Raw genomic sequence first — 19,284 nt, forward strand, 5'->3', positions numbered from 1 at the left:
TATTTTACATAAGGTAAAAATGCGACCATTTTTGACCGCACTTTATATAGCTAAGGTTTTAACATTCTTTCAGCTTCACGAACACGAACAAGGAATTGTTTACGTTCAGTTGAACTCATACCGCTGCTAGTACCCGGTAATTTTACGGTAAGAGGATTAACAGCTCGACCGTTAATATGAAATTCATAATGTAAATGCGGCCCCGTAGAAATGCCCGTGTTACCAGAAAGTGCAATACGTTCGCCTTTTTTAACGGTTTGCCCTGCTTTTACTAAGGATTTGCTCAAGTGCATATAAACAGTTTGATATTCACGCCCGTGACGCAACATAACATAACGCCCAGCACCGCCAGCCTGATAAGCGACCTTTTCAACTGTACCATCTGCTGGTGCAATAACTGGTGTGCCTTGAGAAACAGAGAAATCCACGCCTTTATGGGGACGAACACGTCCTGTTACTGGATGGCGACGATTTGGATTAAAAGGGGAGGAAACGCGTGCTTGTCGCTGCAATGGATAACGAGCAAAACCTTTGCCTAAAGTTTCTCCTTGCTGATTATAATAACGACCATTTGCCGCTTGCACTGCATAATAATTTTTACCACCAGATGAAATACGTAACGCCTCAACATTACCTTGACCTGTAAGTTTATCGCCTAAATATTCACGAGAAACTAAAATGGCAAATTGAGTGCCTTTTTTTAGTTTTCTCAAACTCACTTGCCATTGTAAGGTGTTACTAAGTTGGCTAATTTGACGCGTATTAAGACCTTGTTCTCTTAAACTACTATTTAAAGAATTTTGAATCTCGCCTTTTAATACTTCTTTTCGCCAAATACTTTTCTTTTCAATAACTTGGCGTTTAAATTTCCCATCTTCGAGACGTTCATAAATACGTTCTTCTTTTTCAGAAACCAGCCAATTTAAATATTCCAAGTTATCATTTTTATTTAAAATCCAGTAAAATTGCTGACCTGCTTTTAAGTGGGCTAATTCGGGATCAAGCGCAATCAACGGTTGTACTGATGAATCATCTAAACCGGATAAAACTAAAACATCTTTTAAAGTATCCCCTTCGGTTACCGTATAGCTAAATTGATCAGTAATTCTTATGGCTTGATCGGCTGCGTCTAATAAACCATTGAGTGCATCTTGTGCGTGTTGAGGTAAAGTACCGAGATCATCTGAAGATAGTTTTACTTCATCAACTTCATCATCTTTTGCTTGCAGTTCATCATCATAAGAGGTGGCATCTTCATCAGGTTGAAGTGCGGTGGAATTTTTATTTGGCGATGTATTTAACTCGTGATATTCCCCACTGTCAGAGGTGGAAAATATGGGATTTTCTTCAGATTTGTCTTTTATTGTAAGTAAAATGCCTGTCAAAATAAGCAGAATAGCAACAAAAAACACGCCTACTTTTATATATGCGCGTTTTTTTCGTCTATCTCGAGCTAATTTTACGTGTTGCACTGGCATCCCTAAAATAAAAAAGTTTTCAGCATTCAGACTACAGATTATAAAGAAAATTCATTCCTATGGAAAAAGCATTATTCAAATGCTTAAATATTCGACATTGGATAGAAAATCTTGAGAAATCTGCCAAAATGCGTTATTTTCCCCCACCACTTTTGATAAGAGATGATTTAATGAACATCACAGGTATCCATCGCGAGCAAAACCCACAACCGCTCATTCAATTAAAAAATATCAATGTGGTTTTCGCACAAAAAACCGCTCTGCAAGATATTAATTTAAATATCTATCCCAATTCTATTATTACCATTGTGGGGCCAAATGGTGGTGGCAAATCTACGTTGTTAAAAACCTTATTAAAACTACAAATGCCCACTTCTGGCGAAGTCATTTATAGTAAAAATGTTCGCATTGGTTATGTACCACAAAAAATCCATTTGGATCATAGTTTGCCTATTACGGTTGAGCGATTTCTTTCGCTAAAAAAAGGTATTAAAACCCAAGAAATATCCACCGCACTTGAGCAACTTTCGATTTCACATTTACGCAAAAGCAATATGCAAAAACTTTCTGGTGGCGAAATGCAACGCGTATTATTGACACGTGCAATTTTAAATAAACCGAATTTACTTGTGCTAGACGAACCCACTCAAGGCGTAGACATTACTGGTCAAGCTGAGCTTTATCAGCTAATTCATCAAACCCAACAAAAATTAAATTGTGCCGTATTGATGGTATCACACGATTTACACATTGTGATGGCAGACAGTAAAGAAGTATTGTGTATTAACCAACATATTTGTTGTGCAGGTACGCCCGATGTTCTCTCAAATGATCCAACATTTATGCGTTTATGGGGAAATCAGCTCGCACAAAATGTTGGATTTTATACCCATCATCACAATCATCATCACACCTTGCACGGCGATGTGTGCGGTTGTAATTCATCAGCAGTGCATTGTCAAAATAAGGATAAATAATGTTTGAAATTTTATTTCCTGCCCTTTTAACAGGCATTGTGCTTTCGCTTATTACCGCGCCACTTGGCGTATTTGTGGTGTGGCGGAAAATGGCTTATTTTGGTGACACTCTTTCTCATTCTGCCTTGCTCGGCGTGGCGTTAGGTATTTTCTTACAAGTCAATCCTTACATTGCGATTGTGGTGCTTACCTTAATTCTTGCTATCGCAATGGTGTGGTTAGAAAGCAATACGCAATTTTCCATTGATACCTTGCTCGGTATTATCGCTCATAGCTGTTTATCTCTTGGCGTTGTGACAGTAGGATTATTACGGAATGTACGGGTAGATTTAATGAATTATTTATTTGGGGATTTACTCGCGATTAATTATACGGATTTAATTTATATCGGCATTGGCGTGATAATTGTGCTTTCAACATTAATTTATTTTTGGCAATCCTTACTTTCCACCACCGTATCGCCAGAACTCGCGCAAGTTGAAGGCATTAATATCAAAAAAATGCGTTTTATTTTAATGATATTAACCGCATTGACTATTGCCTTGAGTATGAAATTTGTCGGTGCATTAATTATCACATCCTTATTAATAATCCCTGCGGCAACCGCTCGTCGCTTTGCGAGAACGCCAGAATCTATGGTGGGCTGGGCGATTATTATGAGTATGTTATCGATTATAGGTGGATTAATATTATCAGCCTTTTATGATACTGCTGCTGGGCCTTCTGTTGTGATTTGTTCCGCGTTTTTATTTGTCTTATCGCTCTTTAAAAGAGAGCGATTATAAGCTTGCCCAACCAGTGAAAACCATTTGCGCCACAGTTTAATTCTTGATAAAGTGCGGTCAATTTTTACGGTCTTTTTAGGATAACAAAATGAACCAAGAATATTTAGATTTTGAATTGCCGATTGCTGAATTAGAAGCAAAAATTGAAGCATTACGAGCAGCATCAGATGATAAAGTTGATTTAACTGATGAAATCAAACGCTTACAAAAGAAAAGTAACGAACTCACTAAAAAAACCTTTGCCAACCTCGATGCTTGGCAAGTTTCACGTATGGCGCGTCATCCAAACCGCCCTTATACATTAGATTATATTGAACATATTTTTACTGAATTTGAAGAACTTGCAGGGGATCGTGCTTTTGCTGATGATAAAGCCATTGTTGGTGGCTTGGCGCGTTTAGATGGTCGTCCAGTGATGGTTATCGGTCATCAAAAAGGTCGTTCTGTAAAAGAAAAAGTACAACGCAATTTTGGTATGCCCGCACCTGAAGGCTATCGTAAAGCGTTACGTTTAATGGAAATGGCTGAACGTTTTAAATTGCCAATTATCACATTTATTGACACACCAGGGGCTTATCCAGGTATTGGCGCAGAAGAACGTGGTCAAGCGGAAGCTATCGCTCGCAACTTACGCGAAATGGCACAACTTACCGTTCCTGTTATTTGTACCGTTATCGGCGAAGGCGGTTCGGGCGGTGCGTTAGCTATTGGCGTGGGCGATAAAGTGAATATGTTACAGTATTCCACTTATTCTGTTATCTCGCCTGAAGGCTGCGCTTCTATTCTTTGGAAAAGTGCGGAAAAGGCATCTACGGCAGCAGAAGTAATGGGATTAACCGCAAGCCGTTTAAAAGAATTAAATCTTATCGACAGCATTGTGCAAGAACCTTTGGGTGGCGCACATCGCAATTATGCGAAAATAGCTGAAAACTTAAAACTTCGTTTAAAAGAAGATTTAGCTGAACTCAATGAACTAAGCAAAGAAGAATTATTAAATAGACGCTATGAACGTTTAATGTCTTACGGTTATTGCTAACTAACATTCTAAAAGAGCGGTGATTTTTACCGCTCTTTTTTGATCTAAATATACAACAAAGGAGAAAATATAATGAAAAACGTACTTTCGATCCAATCCCACGTAGTCTATGGTTTTGCAGGTAACAAATCCGCGACTTTTCCAATGCAGTTGTTAGGCGTCGATGTGTGGGCATTAAATACCGTTCAATTTTCTAATCACACCCAATACGGAAAATGGACAGGCATGGTAATTCCACAAGAACAAATCCGAGAAATTGTAACTGGACTTGATAATATTGAAAAACTACAAGAATGTGATGCCTTGTTATCTGGTTACTTAGGTTCTGCGGAACAAGTCGATCAAATTCTTTTTGCCTTAGAACAAATCAAACTGCGTAATCCAAATGCACTTTATTTATGTGACCCAGTTATGCCACATCCGAAAAAAATCTGCGTGGTTGCCAATGGTGTTCGCGAAGCACTTATTGAAAAAGCCATTCCAGTGGCGGATATTATGACGCCAAACTTACACGAATTGCGTCAGCTAACCGAATTTCCAATTAATACCTTTGACGATGTATTAAAAGCAGTGAATGCGTTGATTGCAAAAGGCGTGAAGAAAGTTCTTGTTAAACATTTAGGTAGTGCGGGTAAAATCAACGATCCTGATACATTTGAAATTATTATGGCAACCCCAGAGGGGGTTTGGCATTTAAGCCGTCCGCTTTATCAATTCAACTTTGAACCAGTGGGCGTGGGCGATTTAATTGCGGGTACATTCTTAGCAAATTTACTCAATGGAAAATCTGATGTTGAAGCTTTTGAAGCAATGAATAATGAAGTAGCAGGCGTAATGAAAACCACCTTTGAACTAGGTTCTTACGAATTACAAACCATTGCCGCACGTTTTGAAATTCTCAATCCAAGCAGCAATTATAAAGCTGAAAAAGTTGCCTAATGGACTTACTTTCAGACATTGAAAAACAACTCAAACAAACCACCGCTCAAGCATTTCTTATTGCCTTGAGTGGTGGTTTAGATTCCACTGTACTTCTTTCTTTATTTGCAAAACTTTGTCAAAAACAACCGCACTTACCGCCTTTATCAGTACGAGCAATCCACATTCATCACGGCTTAAGCCCCAATGCAGACAGTTGGGCTAAACATTGCCAAGACTTATGCGATCAATTGCAAATTCCGTTGATTATCGAGCGAGTACAAGTAGATAAAACTAATGGCATTGAGGCTGGCGCACGGGAAGCACGCTATCAAGCCATAAAAAAACATCTTCAAACACAAGAAATGCTGGTCACGGCACATCATCTAAACGATCAAACAGAAACCTTTTTCTTAGCCCTAAAACGTGGCAGTGGGCTACAAGGCTTGGGCGCAATGCAACAACAAAGTGTATTATTCGGCATGCCAATTTTACGCCCTTTGTTAGGCTTTACTCGCACCCAGTTAGAAAATTACGTGCAAAAAGAAAAACTCAACTGGATTACAGACGAAAGTAATGAAGATAATCAATACGATCGTAATTTCTTACGCAATGAAATTTTGCCAGAATTACGTGAACGCTGGGCTCATTTTGATTTAGCCGTGCAACGTTCAGCACAACATTGTTTTGAACAGCAACAATTAATCAATGATTTATTGAGCGAAACCTTTGCAAAACATTGTCAAATAAAAAACCAATTTAAACTGTGCCAGTTCCGCCAATATTCTCTCGCAAAACAAACCGCACTTTTGCGTATGTGGCTTGCCGAAAACCAACTTGAAATGCCAAGTAAACGCCAGCTTACACAGCTTATTAATGATGTCGTTTTTGCAAAAGAGGAGGCAAATCCTCAATTTCAGCTTGTAAATAAAGTCATTCGACGTTATCAAGATAGTTTATATTTAACTAAGCCGTTTTCTGATCTAACCAAATACTGCCTAAAATTAGAACAAAATACGCTAAATTTACCTGATAATTTAGGCAATCTCACTGTTCAAGAAAATGAACACAATCTGATTTTCTACTGGCAGGATTACTCTGTTACGCTGGAAAAAACGGACTTGCCTATTTCTATTCGTTTTGGCTATTCGGGCAAAGTGAAACATCATCCGAAACGCCCAAGAGAAGATATAAAAAAAATCTGGCAAGAATTAAGCGTACCACCTTGGGAACGAAATCGAATCCCCTTAATTTTTTATGGCAACGAGCTAAAAAGTGCGGTCGGTTTTTTTCGTGTTTTAAAATCAAGTTAAAGCGGCTTTGTTTCTAAAAATGCGTTCAGAATTTGAGCGGTGAATTCTTTTCTTAGATAAAAACCTAAAGGCAAGGTATCTATAATTTCGCCATTTTTTCCTATGCCTTTTGTCACAGCACGACTATTTGCACCCTTCGGGCGAAGTTGCATAACTTCCCCAATTCGAGCGGTAATTTGCTCCAATTTGCCAAGTACAATTAAATCCATCAATTCTTCCCAATCTTGTTTTAATTGACGTTCTTGTTCAGCAGTTGGCTTCCATAAAATTGGTGCGCCGATATGGCGTTCACGTAATGGAATATGGCGACTGCCTTCAATAGGCATCCAAAGGACACAAGAAAGTTTATGGCGAACGTGGGAATTTTCCCATTTAATCCCTGAATTTTGTACCAACGGGGCAAGGCTCACAAAGGTGGTTTCAAGAGGGTAACCCTCCGCATTAATCGGTAACGTTTTAAGTTCAACACCTAAATGAGAAAAATCCTGTTCAGCTTTACTCCCTGCCGTTGCGCCCAAAGCACGCTCTAATAACATCCCCACCCAACCTTTATCACGTTTTAAATCAATCGGAACAGGAATATGCAGTTCATCAGCTAACTCCCCAAAAGTTAAGCCAGCAATGGATTGCGCTTGGGAAAGTAATTGTTCAAGGGTTTGTGGAATCATTCGTGATATTTCTTAAAAAAGCGAGGCTTCGTGTTTTCAGTGCCTTTATCAATATAGGGAATTTTCTCTAACTGTAATAAAAAACGTTTTGCCTCTAAGCCACCGCCAAAACCAGTTAAAGTACGATCTTTGCCTAAAATGCGGTGACAAGGAATAATAATACTAATCGGATTACTCCCTACCGCGCCTCCCACGGCACGAACAGCTTTAGGATTATTAATCCGTAACGCCAGCTCGCCATAACTTGAAAGCTCGCCATAAGCAATTTCTCGCAAGGCTTGCCAAATGGCTTGTTGAAACGCGGTGCCTTCTGGTTTTAAAGGAATGTCTGAAAAACGCTCAACTTCCCCATTAAAATATCGTTCAAAAGCTAACCGCACTTTTTGAAAAACAGGCAATTCATCTTGCTTGTGCCATTTTGGATTAGGCGCATATTGCTCTTTTTCAAAATCAATATGCGTAATGCTTTCGCCGTCAGATAAAATCAAAAGCCGTCCCACTGGCGAGGGGTAATAAGTGTAATAAAGTGCGGTCATTTTTCGCCTTGTTTTTATAAAAGAAAAGCACACTTTGTGTGGAAGTGTGCTTTATTATGCTAAATTTTTTAACGGATTAGAAACTATAATTTAAGTTTAAGCCGTAAAGATTTGCGTGTGCTTGAGAAGTATAATTTGCAGTTGTATTCAATGTGAGTGGAGCTTTACTTATTGTTTCTACTTCTTTAAAGTGAACTTTTTTGCCTTTTAAGTAAGCATAGCCAAGATCAACAGATAAATTCGGCGTGAATTTATAGGTTGCACCTAAACTATACCAAGTGCGATCGGTATCTGGAATTGCAGCACTACGGTGATGACGAGATGCAGCTTGATCGTAAGCAATACCCGCACGTAAGGTCAATTTTTCATCAAGATTATAACTTGCCCCTAATGCAATACGAGAGTTATTACTGTATTGCAATTCTTTATCAAACGCTTTTTTACCATCTTCGAAGCTAGCGTATAATTTTGTTAAACGACTCCAATGGGTATATTTATAACTATAATGCACAGCAAATTTGTCAGTTAATTGATGGAAACCAGAAAGTTCTAAGTAATCTGGCAATGTAAGGGTTAAATCACCTTTTTTACCTGCCTTGATAACCCCAGCTCCTAAACTAGTGGCAGTGCGGTCAGTAAAATCAATGTCCACTTTAGAATGATAGGCTAAACCAATTCGGTTAGCTTCATTAAATTGATACATTACACCTGCATTCCAGCCAAACCCCCAAGCTGCTCTATCTTGTAATGACACAACAGATTTGTCTTTAGAGGTCAAATACTGACCAATTGTTTTGAGTGGTTCTCCCAGTACTGTGAATGCTTGTCCATTTCGTGCAACCTCAATACTATCCACAATAAGACCAGCATTCCGTTCAACTTGGGCTTTAGCATAAACCGCATTTACCCCTAAACCTAGGCTCAAGCCTTCTGTTACTCGATAAGCACCACTTAAATTTAAGTTAATAGCACTCAAGTCAGTTTTTCCACCAAATATACCAGCATCATAACTATCGTCATATTTACTTTTTAGCCCAAAATTGACATTCATTCCTGCACCCAGCGCGAATTTATCATTCACTGGCGCAACGAAATAAAGATTTGGCACAAAAGCACCAGGAATAACATTACGCGCTGAAGCTGAGCCGTTCTTTTTTGTTCTCACTGAAAGACCTGTTATAGAAGCATCTACATCTACATCACCATTCATGTTAATTCTAGAATCAATATAAACGCCACCTGTGGAAAACTGTGCCGTTTTAAATAAACTCATCAAAGCTGGGTTAGTTGCCACGACAGAAGCATTATCTGCAATCGCCGCTTCACCTGCATAGGCACGACCAAGCCCAGAAGTAGAAACTTCCGCCAATTGGAAAGCTGCCGCATTTGCGCCACCTGCAGCCAACAACATTGCAGTTGCTAATAGAGATTGATTAAATTTTTTCATTTGGGAACCTTTGTTATTAATAAAGTTTTGGTCAATTCTAAAACTCGATGCTACTGAGTGCAAATTTATTTCCTTATTTTTATTAGAGTTCCGACCAGTTAGCGGGAACTTTTTACATTTAATAGATTGTTTTGTTCAATTTTTGTCATTTATGGAAAAAAAGAAAAATGATAAAATACGCAAAAACATTCTTATAAGGAAAAGAAAATGACCGTAAAATGCAAAGCAGAAGAATCCTTAACTTGTAGCTGTGTTGATGTAGGCACGATTATTGATGGCTCTGACTGTAGCGTAGAAGTTCATCAATTTTATAGCACTGAAGCTGATGCCAATGCAGCACTTGAACGATTAACAAAGAAAGCGCGCGATACAGAAAGCGATCCTTGCGAAATTAAAAGCGAAATCGTGGCAGTTGAAAACGGTGTTCAATTAAATGCCTCTTTCACTTTTAGTTGCCAAGCAGAAGCGATGATTTTTGAACTGGCGAATCGTTAAAAACAATTAAAAATTTGACCGCACTTTTATTGAATTAGAATAGTGGACGTTTTAAAAATACGCACTATGAAAACGATTTTTAAAACGTCCACAAAATTTAATATCCCTCTTCTTGCATATTCGGCAAAAATTCCGCTTGCTGAATACGTTTCACTTGGGTACGAATTGAACCATCTGAATGTAGCTCAATTTCACGCCAACCAGGCTGTAAGGTATCAAGAGAAAAATACTGGCAATCAGGTTTAAATTGAATACAAGTCGCTGGCGTTGCCATCACTTGATAACCATTCCATTCACTATTTACTTCTTGATGAATATGCCCATACAAAATAGCTTTCACATTAGTAAAAGGCGAAAGCACTTCTGCCAATTCGTGAGAATTACGAAGGTTATGTTGATCAAGCCATGCGGAATTAGTTGGTAATAAATGATGGTGTAATACAACCAACGTATAGCGTTCAGGATTTTTTTCTAAGGTTTCTTTTAATAAATCGAGTTGATGCTGGCTTAGTTGTCCGTGCGGTACACCATAAACTTGGCTATCCAACAATACAGCTTGCCAATGTTCGCCCAATAGAAGATGTTTTGCCGCGTTCATTGGTGGTTGATTTAAAAATTCTGCCATTTTAGGCTGAAAATCGTGATTTCCTGGAATCCAAAATACGGGTTTATTGAAAGGCTTCATCATTTCTACAAAACGAGTGTAACCTTCATCACTACTATCCTGCACAAGATCGCCTGTAGCAAGAATCACATCAAATTGGTTATTTTCTTGCTGAATTTCCTTCAATACTTGAGCAAAACTTGCTTGTGTATTTACCCCCAATAATTCTGCGCTTTCATCTTTAAATAAATGGGGATCCGTAATTTGTAATAACTTAATAACAGGCTTTTCCGCCTGATAAACAAACGTATTTTTCATTAATGCCCCCTAACTACGTTTCCAACTTTGTTGTAACTGAGCATAATTTAATTGAAGCCACTGCAATCCAATCACTGCAATGCCATTATCAATTTTCCCCTCGCACATCCATTGATACGCCTGTTCACGTTTTACTACGTGCACTTTAATGTCTTCATTTTCTTCAGCCAAACCGTGAATGCCTTTTGCTTGTGCGCTATCCACTTCGCCTGCAAATAAATGAATCCGCTCCACTATGCCACCTGGGCTATCCCACACACTTAAACAATGTGTTAAATTTTTGACTTGAATCCCTGCTTCTTCTTCACTCTCACGCAAAGCAACGTCTTCTGGCTTTTCGCCTTTTTCCACCATGCCTGCAATGAGTTCAAGTAACCAAGGCGAACGATGAGATTCAGGATGATAAGCCGCGCCAATACGAACTTGTTCGACTAAAATCACAGAATCTTCTTTTGGATCATAAGCGATAACCGCTGAGGCGGCACCTTTAATCAGTAATTCTCGGGTTACGACACCACTTTGTCCCCCAGCAAAAAGTTTATGTTTAAATTGGATTTGTTTAAGTGTGAAAAAACCTTCATATAAAGTTTGTTCGCCCAATATTTCTATATCTTGTTGGCTAAAATGTTGAATTTCTGACATCTGTTTTCTCCAAAACTGAACGCAAAATCATACGCTTAAAAGACTACAAAAAAAATAGAAGGTTTCCACTTTTTGTTGAAAGTTTGAAGTGAGTCACAAAATAAAATACCGTGATAATTTATTCAATAATCACGGCATTCTTTTTTCGTAAGATAATGTTTTACTCCATTTTTACAAAACAGACATTCTACAAGACCTTACTCACAATTTTTCCATCAGCCACTTGAGTTGTAATGAAATCCCCTTGATTGACATCTTTCACACTAACAATGGCTTTACCTTGTGGGTTTTCCGCAATGGAATAACCTCTTGCCAAGACTTTCAATGGGCTTAAACCATCCAATTTTCCGCATAATGTTGCCAATTTATTTTGACGCTCCGTCACTTGCCGATTTACGCAAAAATTTAACCGCACTTGAAGTTGTTCTAAATGCTGTTGATGACGTTGCACTTGATATGGCAATGGATTTTGTTTTAAACGAACAGAAAGTGCGGTGAATTTTTGTTGTGTATTTTCAAACTGACGCAATATTGCAAGTTGCAAGCGATGTGTAAGCTGTTCATTTTTCGCTTGTTGAGCGCGTAGCTGATTCTGTGGATGTTGATTGTGCAATCGTAAGGCAAGCTGTTTCAAACGCTGGCTTTTTCGCGTAAATAAACGATCAAATGCCATATCTAAACGTTGCTGTTGATGGCGAAGTTGTTGCAATAATTCATCTTGATTACGACTAACTAACTCAGCCGCAGCAGAAGGGGTCGGCGCACGAAGATCTGCAACAAAATCGGCAATCGTCACATCTGTTTCGTGTCCCACAGCACTGATAATGGGTAAGGTTGAACGAAAAATTGCTCGCGCCACGTCTTCTTCATTAAAACACCAAAGATCTTCTAATGAACCGCCACCACGCCCAACAATTAATACATCCACTTCTTGTCGCAGATTGGCAAGTTCAATCATTTGCACAATTTCTGCGGTCGCCTCTTTGCCTTGAACCGCAGTGGGATAAATAACAACTTTTAAACTTGGATCACGGCGTGCCAAAATATGCAAAATATCTTGCAATGCCGCACCTGTAGAAGACGTAATAATCCCCACCGCCTTACTAAAGTGCGGTAAATTTTTCTTAAGATTTTGAGCAAACAATCCCTCCGCAGCCAACTTCATTTTTAATGCTTCAAATTGCTGTTGCAATAATCCCTCGCCAGCTGGGTGCATCGAATCAATAATAAGTTGATAATCGCCGCGAGGCTCATATAAACTCACATTGGCACGCACAAGCACTTGCATTCCATTTTGTGGACGAAAAGCTACACGCAAATTCTTCATGCGAAACATTGCACAACGCACCTGTGCATTTTCATCTTTCAGCGTTAAATACCAATGCCCAGACACAGGTTGGGTAAAATTGGAAATTTCCCCCGTTAGCCAAATTTGGGAAAAATGCCCCTCCAACATCTGACGCACGGCAGAATTCAGTTGAGAGACAGAATAAATATTGTCTGACATATTATTCAATTAACACCCAACCATCATCAACCCAGTTACAAATTGAATCTAACAGTAAATCCATTGAGGTTTTAGGATCTTCGGTTTTATTCACTAAACTTGATAAAAATGCCCAATCTAAACTTTCGCCGTCAGATAAGCGTTTCAACACTTCGCTCTCAATCACATTAAGCTCATCTAACCATTCGCCATTCGCATAAATTCGCAGCGGATTTTCGGTGTAAAGCAATTTACAATTGTTGTCTTGAGAAAGGAACGCGCCATCTTCTTCTAAAATTGACCGCACTTCATCTGGATCGCACATTTCATCCGAAACTAATAACTCATAACGACGAGAACTTACCGCACTTGCTACAGCTTGTTTAAATAACGTATCAAAAGCTTTTGAATTAGCCAATTTATCTAATAAAAGCTGTTTCATTGCTTGAATATTTTCATCTGCAAGTTTACCTGTAGCTTGTACAGACTGGCTTAAACGTAGCGGTAAATCAAACTCGCTTAAATTCAAATCAGGATCTTGATGACAAAAACCTTTGCTTATGCCATCAATCAAATTGCTTAAATTTGGATAACGCAAGCCAAAAGAAAAGGTTAAACAATCATCTTCAGCTACGCCATAATGCGCCATACGGGCTGGAATATAGAGAATATCCCCTGGATTCATCACTTCATCAATGACTAATTCGCCCATATCATCAAAAATTCGGATCGATTGATTGGGTTTAAATTCAGTGCTTGCATCACACCATTTACCCACTTGCCAACGACGATGACCATAGCCTTGCACTAAAAATACATCATATTCATCATAATGCTTACCAACAGAACCACCTTTCGGCGCGTAAGACACCATAATATCGTCACGTTGCCATTGAGGAATAAAGCCAAATTTGTTCCAAAGTTGTCCTAATTCAGGCGACCATTGCTCCAAATTTTGAACCAACACCGACCATTTTTCTGGCAATTGTTGGAAATCCTTTTCGCTTAAAGGGCTAAAAAAAACTTTCCAATCATCATCAGAAAATGTCTTCACTAAACGAGCTGTCACATCTTCATTTTGCGCGAGCTCAATAATATCTTGTGGCTCAAACTGCCCAATAATTTCAGGCAAGCCGTTACGAATCACTAATGGCTTTTTCTGCCAATAATCACGTAGAAAAATTTCTGGCGTGATATGTTCAGGTAAACAAAAATCAACAGATGAAAGTGCGGTCATTTTTAAGCTCCTTTTTCTTTGTCTTTGGCTGCAGCTTGCTCTGCTGCACGCTTACGGCGAATTTCTTTCGGATCTGCAAGTAATGGACGATAAATTTCAATACGATCGCCCTCTTTTAATACATCAGTCAATTTTATTGGACGACTGAAAATCCCAATTTTATTTGTGCTCAAATCAATCTCTGGAAATTGGCTTAAAATCCCTGATTGCGTAATCGCCGTTTGCACGGTAATTCCTTCATCAACTTGAAAAGATTTCAAATAATAACGTTCGGGAAAAGCATAAGCGATTTCAATGTTAATCTGATTCATTTTTATTTCTTTGTTAAAAAATTTTAACCATTATAACGGAAAAGTGCGGTGACTTTTAATGATAAATCACGAGCAATAAATTACCTCTTTGTTTCCGCCTTATAGATTGAGAATTTAAGGCTTTTTCGCTACAATACGCCACTATTTTTTACATCATCAAATAAAAATGTCAGAAATAAAACTTATTGTTGGTTTAGGCAACCCTGGCGATAAATATACAGATACACGCCACAATGCAGGCGAATGGCTTATTGAACGCTTGGCACGTCGTTTTAACGTTTCACTAAATCCAGAAAGTAAATTCTTCGGAAAAACTGCCCGCACTTTAGTGAATGGAAAAGAAGTACGCCTTTTAGTGCCAACAACTTTTATGAATTTAAGCGGTAAAGCGGTTGGGGCATTGGCAAATTTTTACCGTATTAAACCTGAAGAAATTTTGGTTATTCACGATGAACTAGATTTACCTGCTGGCATCGCAAAACTCAAACAAGGCGGTGGACATGGTGGGCATAACGGCTTAAAAGATATTGTGGCACAACTAGGCAATAACAATAATTTCTACCGTTTACGCATTGGCATTGGGCATCCAGGCCATCGTGATTTAGTGGCAGGTTACGTCTTAAATAAACCATCGCCAGCAGATCGCAATGCACTTGAAAAAGTACTAGATGAAGCCACTGATTGTGTGGAAATGATTTTCAAAGATGGAATGGTCAAAGCGACCAACCGTTTAAACAGTTTTAAAATTTAAAAGTGCGGTTAGTTTTACAACCGTTTTACTCAAAATAAGGAAAAATTATGGGATTCAAATGTGGTATTGTGGGATTGCCAAATGTGGGCAAATCTACTCTTTTTAACGCACTCACTAAAGCTGGTATTGAAGCCGCAAACTATCCATTCTGTACTATCGAACCAAATACGGGTGTCGTACCAATGCCAGATCCGCGTTTAGATGCATTGGCAGAAATCGTTAAACCTGAACGCGTATTACCCACCACGATGGAATTTGTGGACATCGCAGGCTTAGTTGCAGGTGCTAGCAAAGGCGAGGGCTTGGGTAATAAATTCTTAGCAAACATCCGTGAAACAGACGCAATTGGTCACGTAGTGCGTTGCTTTGAAAACGACGATATTGTACACGTTGCAGGCAAAATTGACCCACTTGATGATATTGAAACTATCAACACTGAATTAGCTTTAGCAGACTTAGATAGCTGTGAACGTGCGATCCAACGTTTACAAAAACGTGCCAAAGGTGGCGACAAAGAGGCTAAATTTGAACTTTCAGTTATGGAAAAAATCCTCCCTGTGCTGGAAAATGCAGGAATGATTCGTTCTGTTGGGTTAGATAAAGAAGAATTGCAAGCAATCAAGAGTTACAACTTCTTAACGTTAAAACCAACAATGTATATCGCAAACGTAAATGAAGATGGCTTTGAAAATAATCCATACTTAGATCGCGTTCGTGAAATTGCTGCAAAAGAAGGGGCGGTAGTTGTTCCAGTATGTGCAGCGATTGAATCTGAAATTGCAGAACTTGATGATGAAGAAAAAGTCGAGTTTTTACAAGATTTAGGCATTGAAGAACCGGGATTGAATCGAGTAATTCGTGCAGGTTACGCACTTTTAAATCTTCAAACTTATTTCACTGCTGGCGTAAAAGAAGTACGAGCTTGGACAGTTTCAGTCGGTGCAACCGCACCAAAAGCAGCAGCCGTAATCCACACCGACTTTGAAAAAGGCTTTATCCGAGCAGAAGTTATCGCTTATGAAGACTTTATCCAATTCAACGGTGAAAACGGTGCAAAAGAAGCAGGTAAATGGCGTTTAGAAGGCAAAGATTACATCGTACAAGATGGCGATGTAATGCACTTCCGATTCAATGTATAAAAATATATAAAAAAATAACCGCACTTTTGACGCATAAATCAAGGTGCGGTTTATATTTTATAAAAGGAATATTATGTCATCTATTAAATATCGTCCAGAAATTGATGGGCTACGTGCAATTGCTGTTATTTCAGTCATTATTTATCATCTTAATGAAAACTGGTTATCTGGTGGTTTTCTTGGGGTGGATATTTTCTTTGTTATTTCTGGTTTTCTGATTACGGGTATTATTATCACAGAAATTCAACAGAATTCTTTTTCGTTTAAACAATTTTATACTCGACGTATTAAACGAATTTAGCCTGCTTTTATTACAGTGATGGCATTAGTGTCTCTCATTGCGTCTGTTATTTTCATTTATAATGATTTTAATCAATTAAGAAAAACCATTGAATTAGCTACTGCTTTCCTATCTAATTTCTATTTAGGTTTAACACAAGGTTATTTTGATTTAAGCGCAAATGAAAACCCTGTATTACATATTTGGTCATTAGCCGTAGAAGAGCAATACTATCTTATTTTTCCACTTATCCTAATTTTAGCTTATAAAAAATTTAGAGAAATTAAAGCATTATTTATTATAACGCTAATTTTGTTTTTTATTTTACTTGCCACCTCTTTTATTCCAGCCAATTTTTACAAAGAAGTATTGCATCAGCCTAATATTTATTATCTCTCTAACCTAAGATTTCCAGAATTACTTGTAGGATCTTTGTTAGCAATTTATCATAATCTTTCAAACAAGGTTCAATTGAGTAAGCAAGTAAATAATATTCTGGCTATCTTAAGTACATTACTATTATTTTCCTGCTTATTTTTAATGAATAATAATATTGCATTTATTCCGGGCGTTACTTTAATTCTCCCTTGTATTTTTACAGCATTAATTATTCATACCACATCACAAAATAACATTATTAAATTATGTTTATCCAATAAAGTGATAGTATTTATTGGAAAAATTTCTTATTCACTTTATTTATATCATTGGATTTTTATTGCGTTTGCTTATTACATTACTGGAAGCAAGCAGATTCAAGGCATTACAGTTTTAATTGTTGTTATATTAACTATTATTTTTTCTATCACAAGTTATTATTTAATTGAGCAACCTATAAGAAAATCAAAATTAAACTTTAAACAGGCATTTATCTATCTTTATCTAATTCCATCTCTTTTTATTATTGGTTATAACACTTATGAAAGAAAACAGATTAGAAAAGAAAAAGAACATATTGAACAAGATGTTTTATCTGTTAATTTAGAGAATAACTTCCCAACTACAGTTTTAACAATCGGAGATTCTCATGCTGGTCATCTTACTTATTTTTTAAAATATCTTGGTAAGCAAGAAGGATGGAAGTCAACTATTTTAAGCATAACTGATGGGAAGGATTGTTTTGTTTTAGTGGATAAAAGCAATAGAATAACATCTGAGTGTCAAGGGTTACTTGATGAGATTAATTCACCTAAATATAAAGCTATTTTTATTTCTGGATTTTATGATTTAAGAATGGGAGGACAACCTGTTCCAAGATTTAACGCAGAATCAGCTATTATTCCTAACTTCAAAATAAGATTTAGGGAAACAATAAAATTACTTGCTAAATCAAAATCGGTTTATATCTTTGCAAATAACAGTTCTATTAGCAGATCGCCTATTCGTGGATATTTACTGGGAAAATATGGACTTGAAAAATATTTGGAACCAATTCGTAGAATGGGCGATATTGATGCGAGTAACAAAATCATTCACGATTTAATCAAAGATATTCCTAATGTTTATTGGGTAGATGCTCAACAGTATTTACCAAAAGATAGTGTTATGGCAGAAGGAAAATACTTGTATGGGGATCAAGATCACTTAACAAATTTTGGTGCTTACTATATGGCAAAAGAATTTAGTAAATACCAACGAGTGATGACACCTGAACAAGTGAAAAAACTCTACGAGTAAAAACTAAAAGCGTTGAGCTATTTGCCCAACGCTTTTTTATATTTACCTAAGTTCATCAACTAACTTCTCACCAATAGGTTTTCGCCATCCAATCAGCAACTCTGGTCGTTTGTCTTGAGAACAATCATATTTCCAAACCCATTTAATTAATTCATCCAAAGTGCGTTTACTCGCAACAATTTCAGGGGATAAACCTGCTGGTGTTAAGCTATTCACTTTTTCTTGTAACAATCGAATTGTTTTTTTATAACGAGGATCTTCAGAAATACGTTCAATAGGTTTTGGGTAATCATTAGGCGAAACACGTCTTGCTTGAGCAAGTAATTGTAAAATCTTTTTACCACGCACGCGTACTTCATTTTCAGTTAATCCCATTTCCAACATTTCAGATGTATTACGTGGATTATTCTTTGCCACTTTCCAAAGATTATCTGATTTCACAATATAAGAAAGTGCTAAATCACGCTCTATTGCCACGTTTTGTCGCCACTTCGCCAAAATTCTTAAACGAGACAATTCTAATGGATTTAATTTCCAAGCATTTGGAATATCTAAATACGCTTTTTCTGAATCTCGCTCTTGTAATTTATGCGTTTTAGCAAGAGCCAGTTCGCAATCATCTCTTACTGCTTGTTCCCAAGGTGTTTTTGCTAACTCTTTTTCAAGAATATGATAAAGCGGCAACAAATACCAAACATCGCCTGTGGCATATTGAAGTTGAATATCAGAAAGAGGACGTTTGATCCAATTGGTGCGAGTTGCACCTTTATCGATTTCTACATTTAAGTATTGTTGTGCTAATTTTGCCAAGCCTGCTGATGCGCCCAGTCCAATAAAGCGTGCCATAATTTGCGTATCAATCATTGGGCGTGGAAGCTGATCAAATTCTTGTAAGAAAACCAATAAATCTTCACTACAAGAATGTAAGATTTTTAATACCTTAGGGTTGGATAACAATGCGACAAAAGGCGAAAAATCCGTAATCGCTAAAGGATCAATTAAAGAGACGCGCTCGCCATCATAAAGTTGGATTAATCCCAACTTAGGAAAATAAGTGGAAACACGCATAAATTCTGTATCTAAGGCGACCGCACTTTTCTGTTGGGCTAAATTACAAACTTCTAATAGCGTAGCATTATCCGCAATGACCCTAAAGTGCGGTGGATTTTGACATTCTTTTATCATA

The 19,284-nt window shown here is 37.7% G+C and carries 18 protein-coding genes and 1 pseudogene; 9 read left to right on the plus strand and 10 right to left on the minus strand.

The window, feature by feature from the left end; translation table 11 throughout:
* Window positions 1-50 precede the first annotated feature (50 nt).
* Entirely contained in the window at window positions 51-1,478 is a 1,428-nt protein-coding gene (gene mepM, locus ACPT8Q_RS03435; protein WP_076773247.1) for a murein DD-endopeptidase MepM, read from the minus strand.
* A 170-nt stretch (window positions 1,479-1,648) separates the two neighbouring features.
* On the opposite strand from mepM, the gene znuC reads away from it, so the two are divergent.
* The 5 genes from znuC to tilS all read left to right on the plus strand — a co-directional run bounded on the left by znuC (window position 1,649) and on the right by tilS (window position 6,507).
* Window positions 1,649-2,455: a zinc ABC transporter ATP-binding protein ZnuC gene (znuC, locus tag ACPT8Q_RS03440; protein ID WP_050949036.1), complete on the plus strand. Its 807-nt coding sequence runs from the start codon at window positions 1,649-1,651 to the stop codon at window positions 2,453-2,455.
* Window positions 2,455-3,240 (plus strand): zinc ABC transporter permease subunit ZnuB, encoded by a 786-nt coding sequence (gene znuB, locus ACPT8Q_RS03445; protein ID WP_005693761.1) that lies wholly within the window; start codon window positions 2,455-2,457, stop codon window positions 3,238-3,240. The genes znuC and znuB overlap by 1 nt, the downstream gene beginning before the upstream one ends.
* A gap of 88 nt (window positions 3,241-3,328) precedes the next feature.
* Window positions 3,329-4,276: an acetyl-CoA carboxylase carboxyl transferase subunit alpha gene (gene accA, locus ACPT8Q_RS03450; protein WP_050949001.1), complete on the plus strand. Its 948-nt coding sequence runs from the start codon at window positions 3,329-3,331 to the stop codon at window positions 4,274-4,276.
* Between the two features lie 72 nt (window positions 4,277-4,348).
* Window positions 4,349-5,215, plus strand: a complete 867-nt coding sequence (pdxY, locus tag ACPT8Q_RS03455) for a pyridoxal kinase (protein WP_005630043.1) — start codon at window positions 4,349-4,351, stop codon at window positions 5,213-5,215.
* A complete protein-coding gene (tilS, locus tag ACPT8Q_RS03460; RefSeq protein WP_059358423.1) occupies window positions 5,215-6,507 on the plus strand; it encodes a tRNA lysidine(34) synthetase TilS in 1,293 nt (430 codons plus the stop codon). Before pdxY ends, tilS begins: the two co-directional genes overlap by 1 nt.
* On the opposite strand, the gene mutH is transcribed toward tilS, so the two are convergent.
* From mutH to ACPT8Q_RS03475, 3 genes are all read right to left on the minus strand, one after another.
* On the minus strand, window positions 6,504-7,175 hold the full coding sequence (gene mutH, locus ACPT8Q_RS03465; protein WP_059358425.1) for a DNA mismatch repair endonuclease MutH: 672 nt from the start codon (window positions 7,173-7,175) through the stop codon (window positions 6,504-6,506). The two genes, tilS and mutH, sit on opposite strands and share 4 nt — an antisense overlap.
* Window positions 7,172-7,711 (minus strand): methylated-DNA--[protein]-cysteine S-methyltransferase, encoded by a 540-nt coding sequence (locus tag ACPT8Q_RS03470; RefSeq protein ID WP_048941336.1) that lies wholly within the window; start codon window positions 7,709-7,711, stop codon window positions 7,172-7,174. Before ACPT8Q_RS03470 ends, mutH begins: the two co-directional genes overlap by 4 nt.
* Window positions 7,712-7,787: 76 nt before the next feature.
* Window positions 7,788-9,158 (minus strand): porin, encoded by a 1,371-nt coding sequence (locus ACPT8Q_RS03475; protein WP_061671297.1) that lies wholly within the window; start codon window positions 9,156-9,158, stop codon window positions 7,788-7,790.
* Window positions 9,159-9,365: 207 nt separating this feature from the next.
* On the opposite strand from ACPT8Q_RS03475, the gene ACPT8Q_RS03480 reads away from it, so the two are divergent.
* Window positions 9,366-9,653 carry a YfcZ/YiiS family protein gene (locus ACPT8Q_RS03480; RefSeq protein WP_005656402.1) on the plus strand — a complete coding sequence of 96 codons (288 nt, stop codon included), beginning with the start codon at window positions 9,366-9,368 and terminating at the stop codon, window positions 9,651-9,653.
* Between the two features lie 97 nt (window positions 9,654-9,750).
* On the opposite strand, the gene cpdA is transcribed toward ACPT8Q_RS03480, so the two are convergent.
* The 5 genes from cpdA to ACPT8Q_RS03505 all read right to left on the minus strand — a co-directional run bounded on the left by cpdA (window position 9,751) and on the right by ACPT8Q_RS03505 (window position 14,251).
* The gene (gene cpdA, locus ACPT8Q_RS03485; RefSeq protein WP_005656401.1) at window positions 9,751-10,575 is read right to left on the minus strand and encodes a 3',5'-cyclic-AMP phosphodiesterase; all 825 of its coding nucleotides are present in this window, start codon (window positions 10,573-10,575) and stop codon (window positions 9,751-9,753) included.
* A 9-nt stretch (window positions 10,576-10,584) separates the two neighbouring features.
* Entirely contained in the window at window positions 10,585-11,217 is a 633-nt protein-coding gene (nudF, locus tag ACPT8Q_RS03490; protein ID WP_005656400.1) for an ADP-ribose diphosphatase, read from the minus strand.
* Between the two features lie 187 nt (window positions 11,218-11,404).
* Window positions 11,405-12,724 carry an exodeoxyribonuclease VII large subunit gene (gene xseA / locus ACPT8Q_RS03495; RefSeq protein WP_032821886.1) on the minus strand — a complete coding sequence of 440 codons (1,320 nt, stop codon included), beginning with the start codon at window positions 12,722-12,724 and terminating at the stop codon, window positions 11,405-11,407.
* A 1-nt stretch (window position 12,725) separates the two neighbouring features.
* Complete coding sequence (locus ACPT8Q_RS03500; RefSeq protein WP_061671296.1) at window positions 12,726-13,940, minus strand: cupin domain-containing protein; 1,215 nt, start codon at window positions 13,938-13,940, stop codon at window positions 12,726-12,728.
* A 2-nt stretch (window positions 13,941-13,942) separates the two neighbouring features.
* Window positions 13,943-14,251 (minus strand): RnfH family protein, encoded by a 309-nt coding sequence (locus ACPT8Q_RS03505; RefSeq protein WP_005649214.1) that lies wholly within the window; start codon window positions 14,249-14,251, stop codon window positions 13,943-13,945.
* Window positions 14,252-14,417: 166 nt separating this feature from the next.
* On the opposite strand from ACPT8Q_RS03505, the gene pth reads away from it, so the two are divergent.
* The 3 genes and pseudogenes from pth to ACPT8Q_RS03520 all read left to right on the plus strand — a co-directional run bounded on the left by pth (window position 14,418) and on the right by ACPT8Q_RS03520 (window position 18,098).
* Entirely contained in the window at window positions 14,418-15,002 is a 585-nt protein-coding gene (gene pth, locus ACPT8Q_RS03510) for an aminoacyl-tRNA hydrolase (protein ID WP_005656397.1), read from the plus strand.
* A gap of 47 nt (window positions 15,003-15,049) precedes the next feature.
* On the plus strand, window positions 15,050-16,141 hold the full coding sequence (gene ychF, locus ACPT8Q_RS03515) for a redox-regulated ATPase YchF (RefSeq protein WP_044332683.1): 1,092 nt from the start codon (window positions 15,050-15,052) through the stop codon (window positions 16,139-16,141).
* Window positions 16,142-16,214: 73 nt separating this feature from the next.
* Window positions 16,215-18,098 (plus strand): annotated as a pseudogene (locus ACPT8Q_RS03520) (acyltransferase family protein).
* A gap of 42 nt (window positions 18,099-18,140) precedes the next feature.
* Here ACPT8Q_RS03520 and rnd read toward each other — a convergent pair.
* Window positions 18,141-19,283, minus strand: a complete 1,143-nt coding sequence (gene rnd, locus ACPT8Q_RS03525; protein WP_061671295.1) for a ribonuclease D — start codon at window positions 19,281-19,283, stop codon at window positions 18,141-18,143.
* Between the last annotated feature and the right edge of the window lies 1 nt (window position 19,284).

It is taken from the genome of Haemophilus sp. HN_Hi10, assembly GCF_049821985.1.
Taxonomy (GTDB): Bacteria; Pseudomonadota; Gammaproteobacteria; order Enterobacterales; family Pasteurellaceae; genus Haemophilus; species Haemophilus influenzae_D.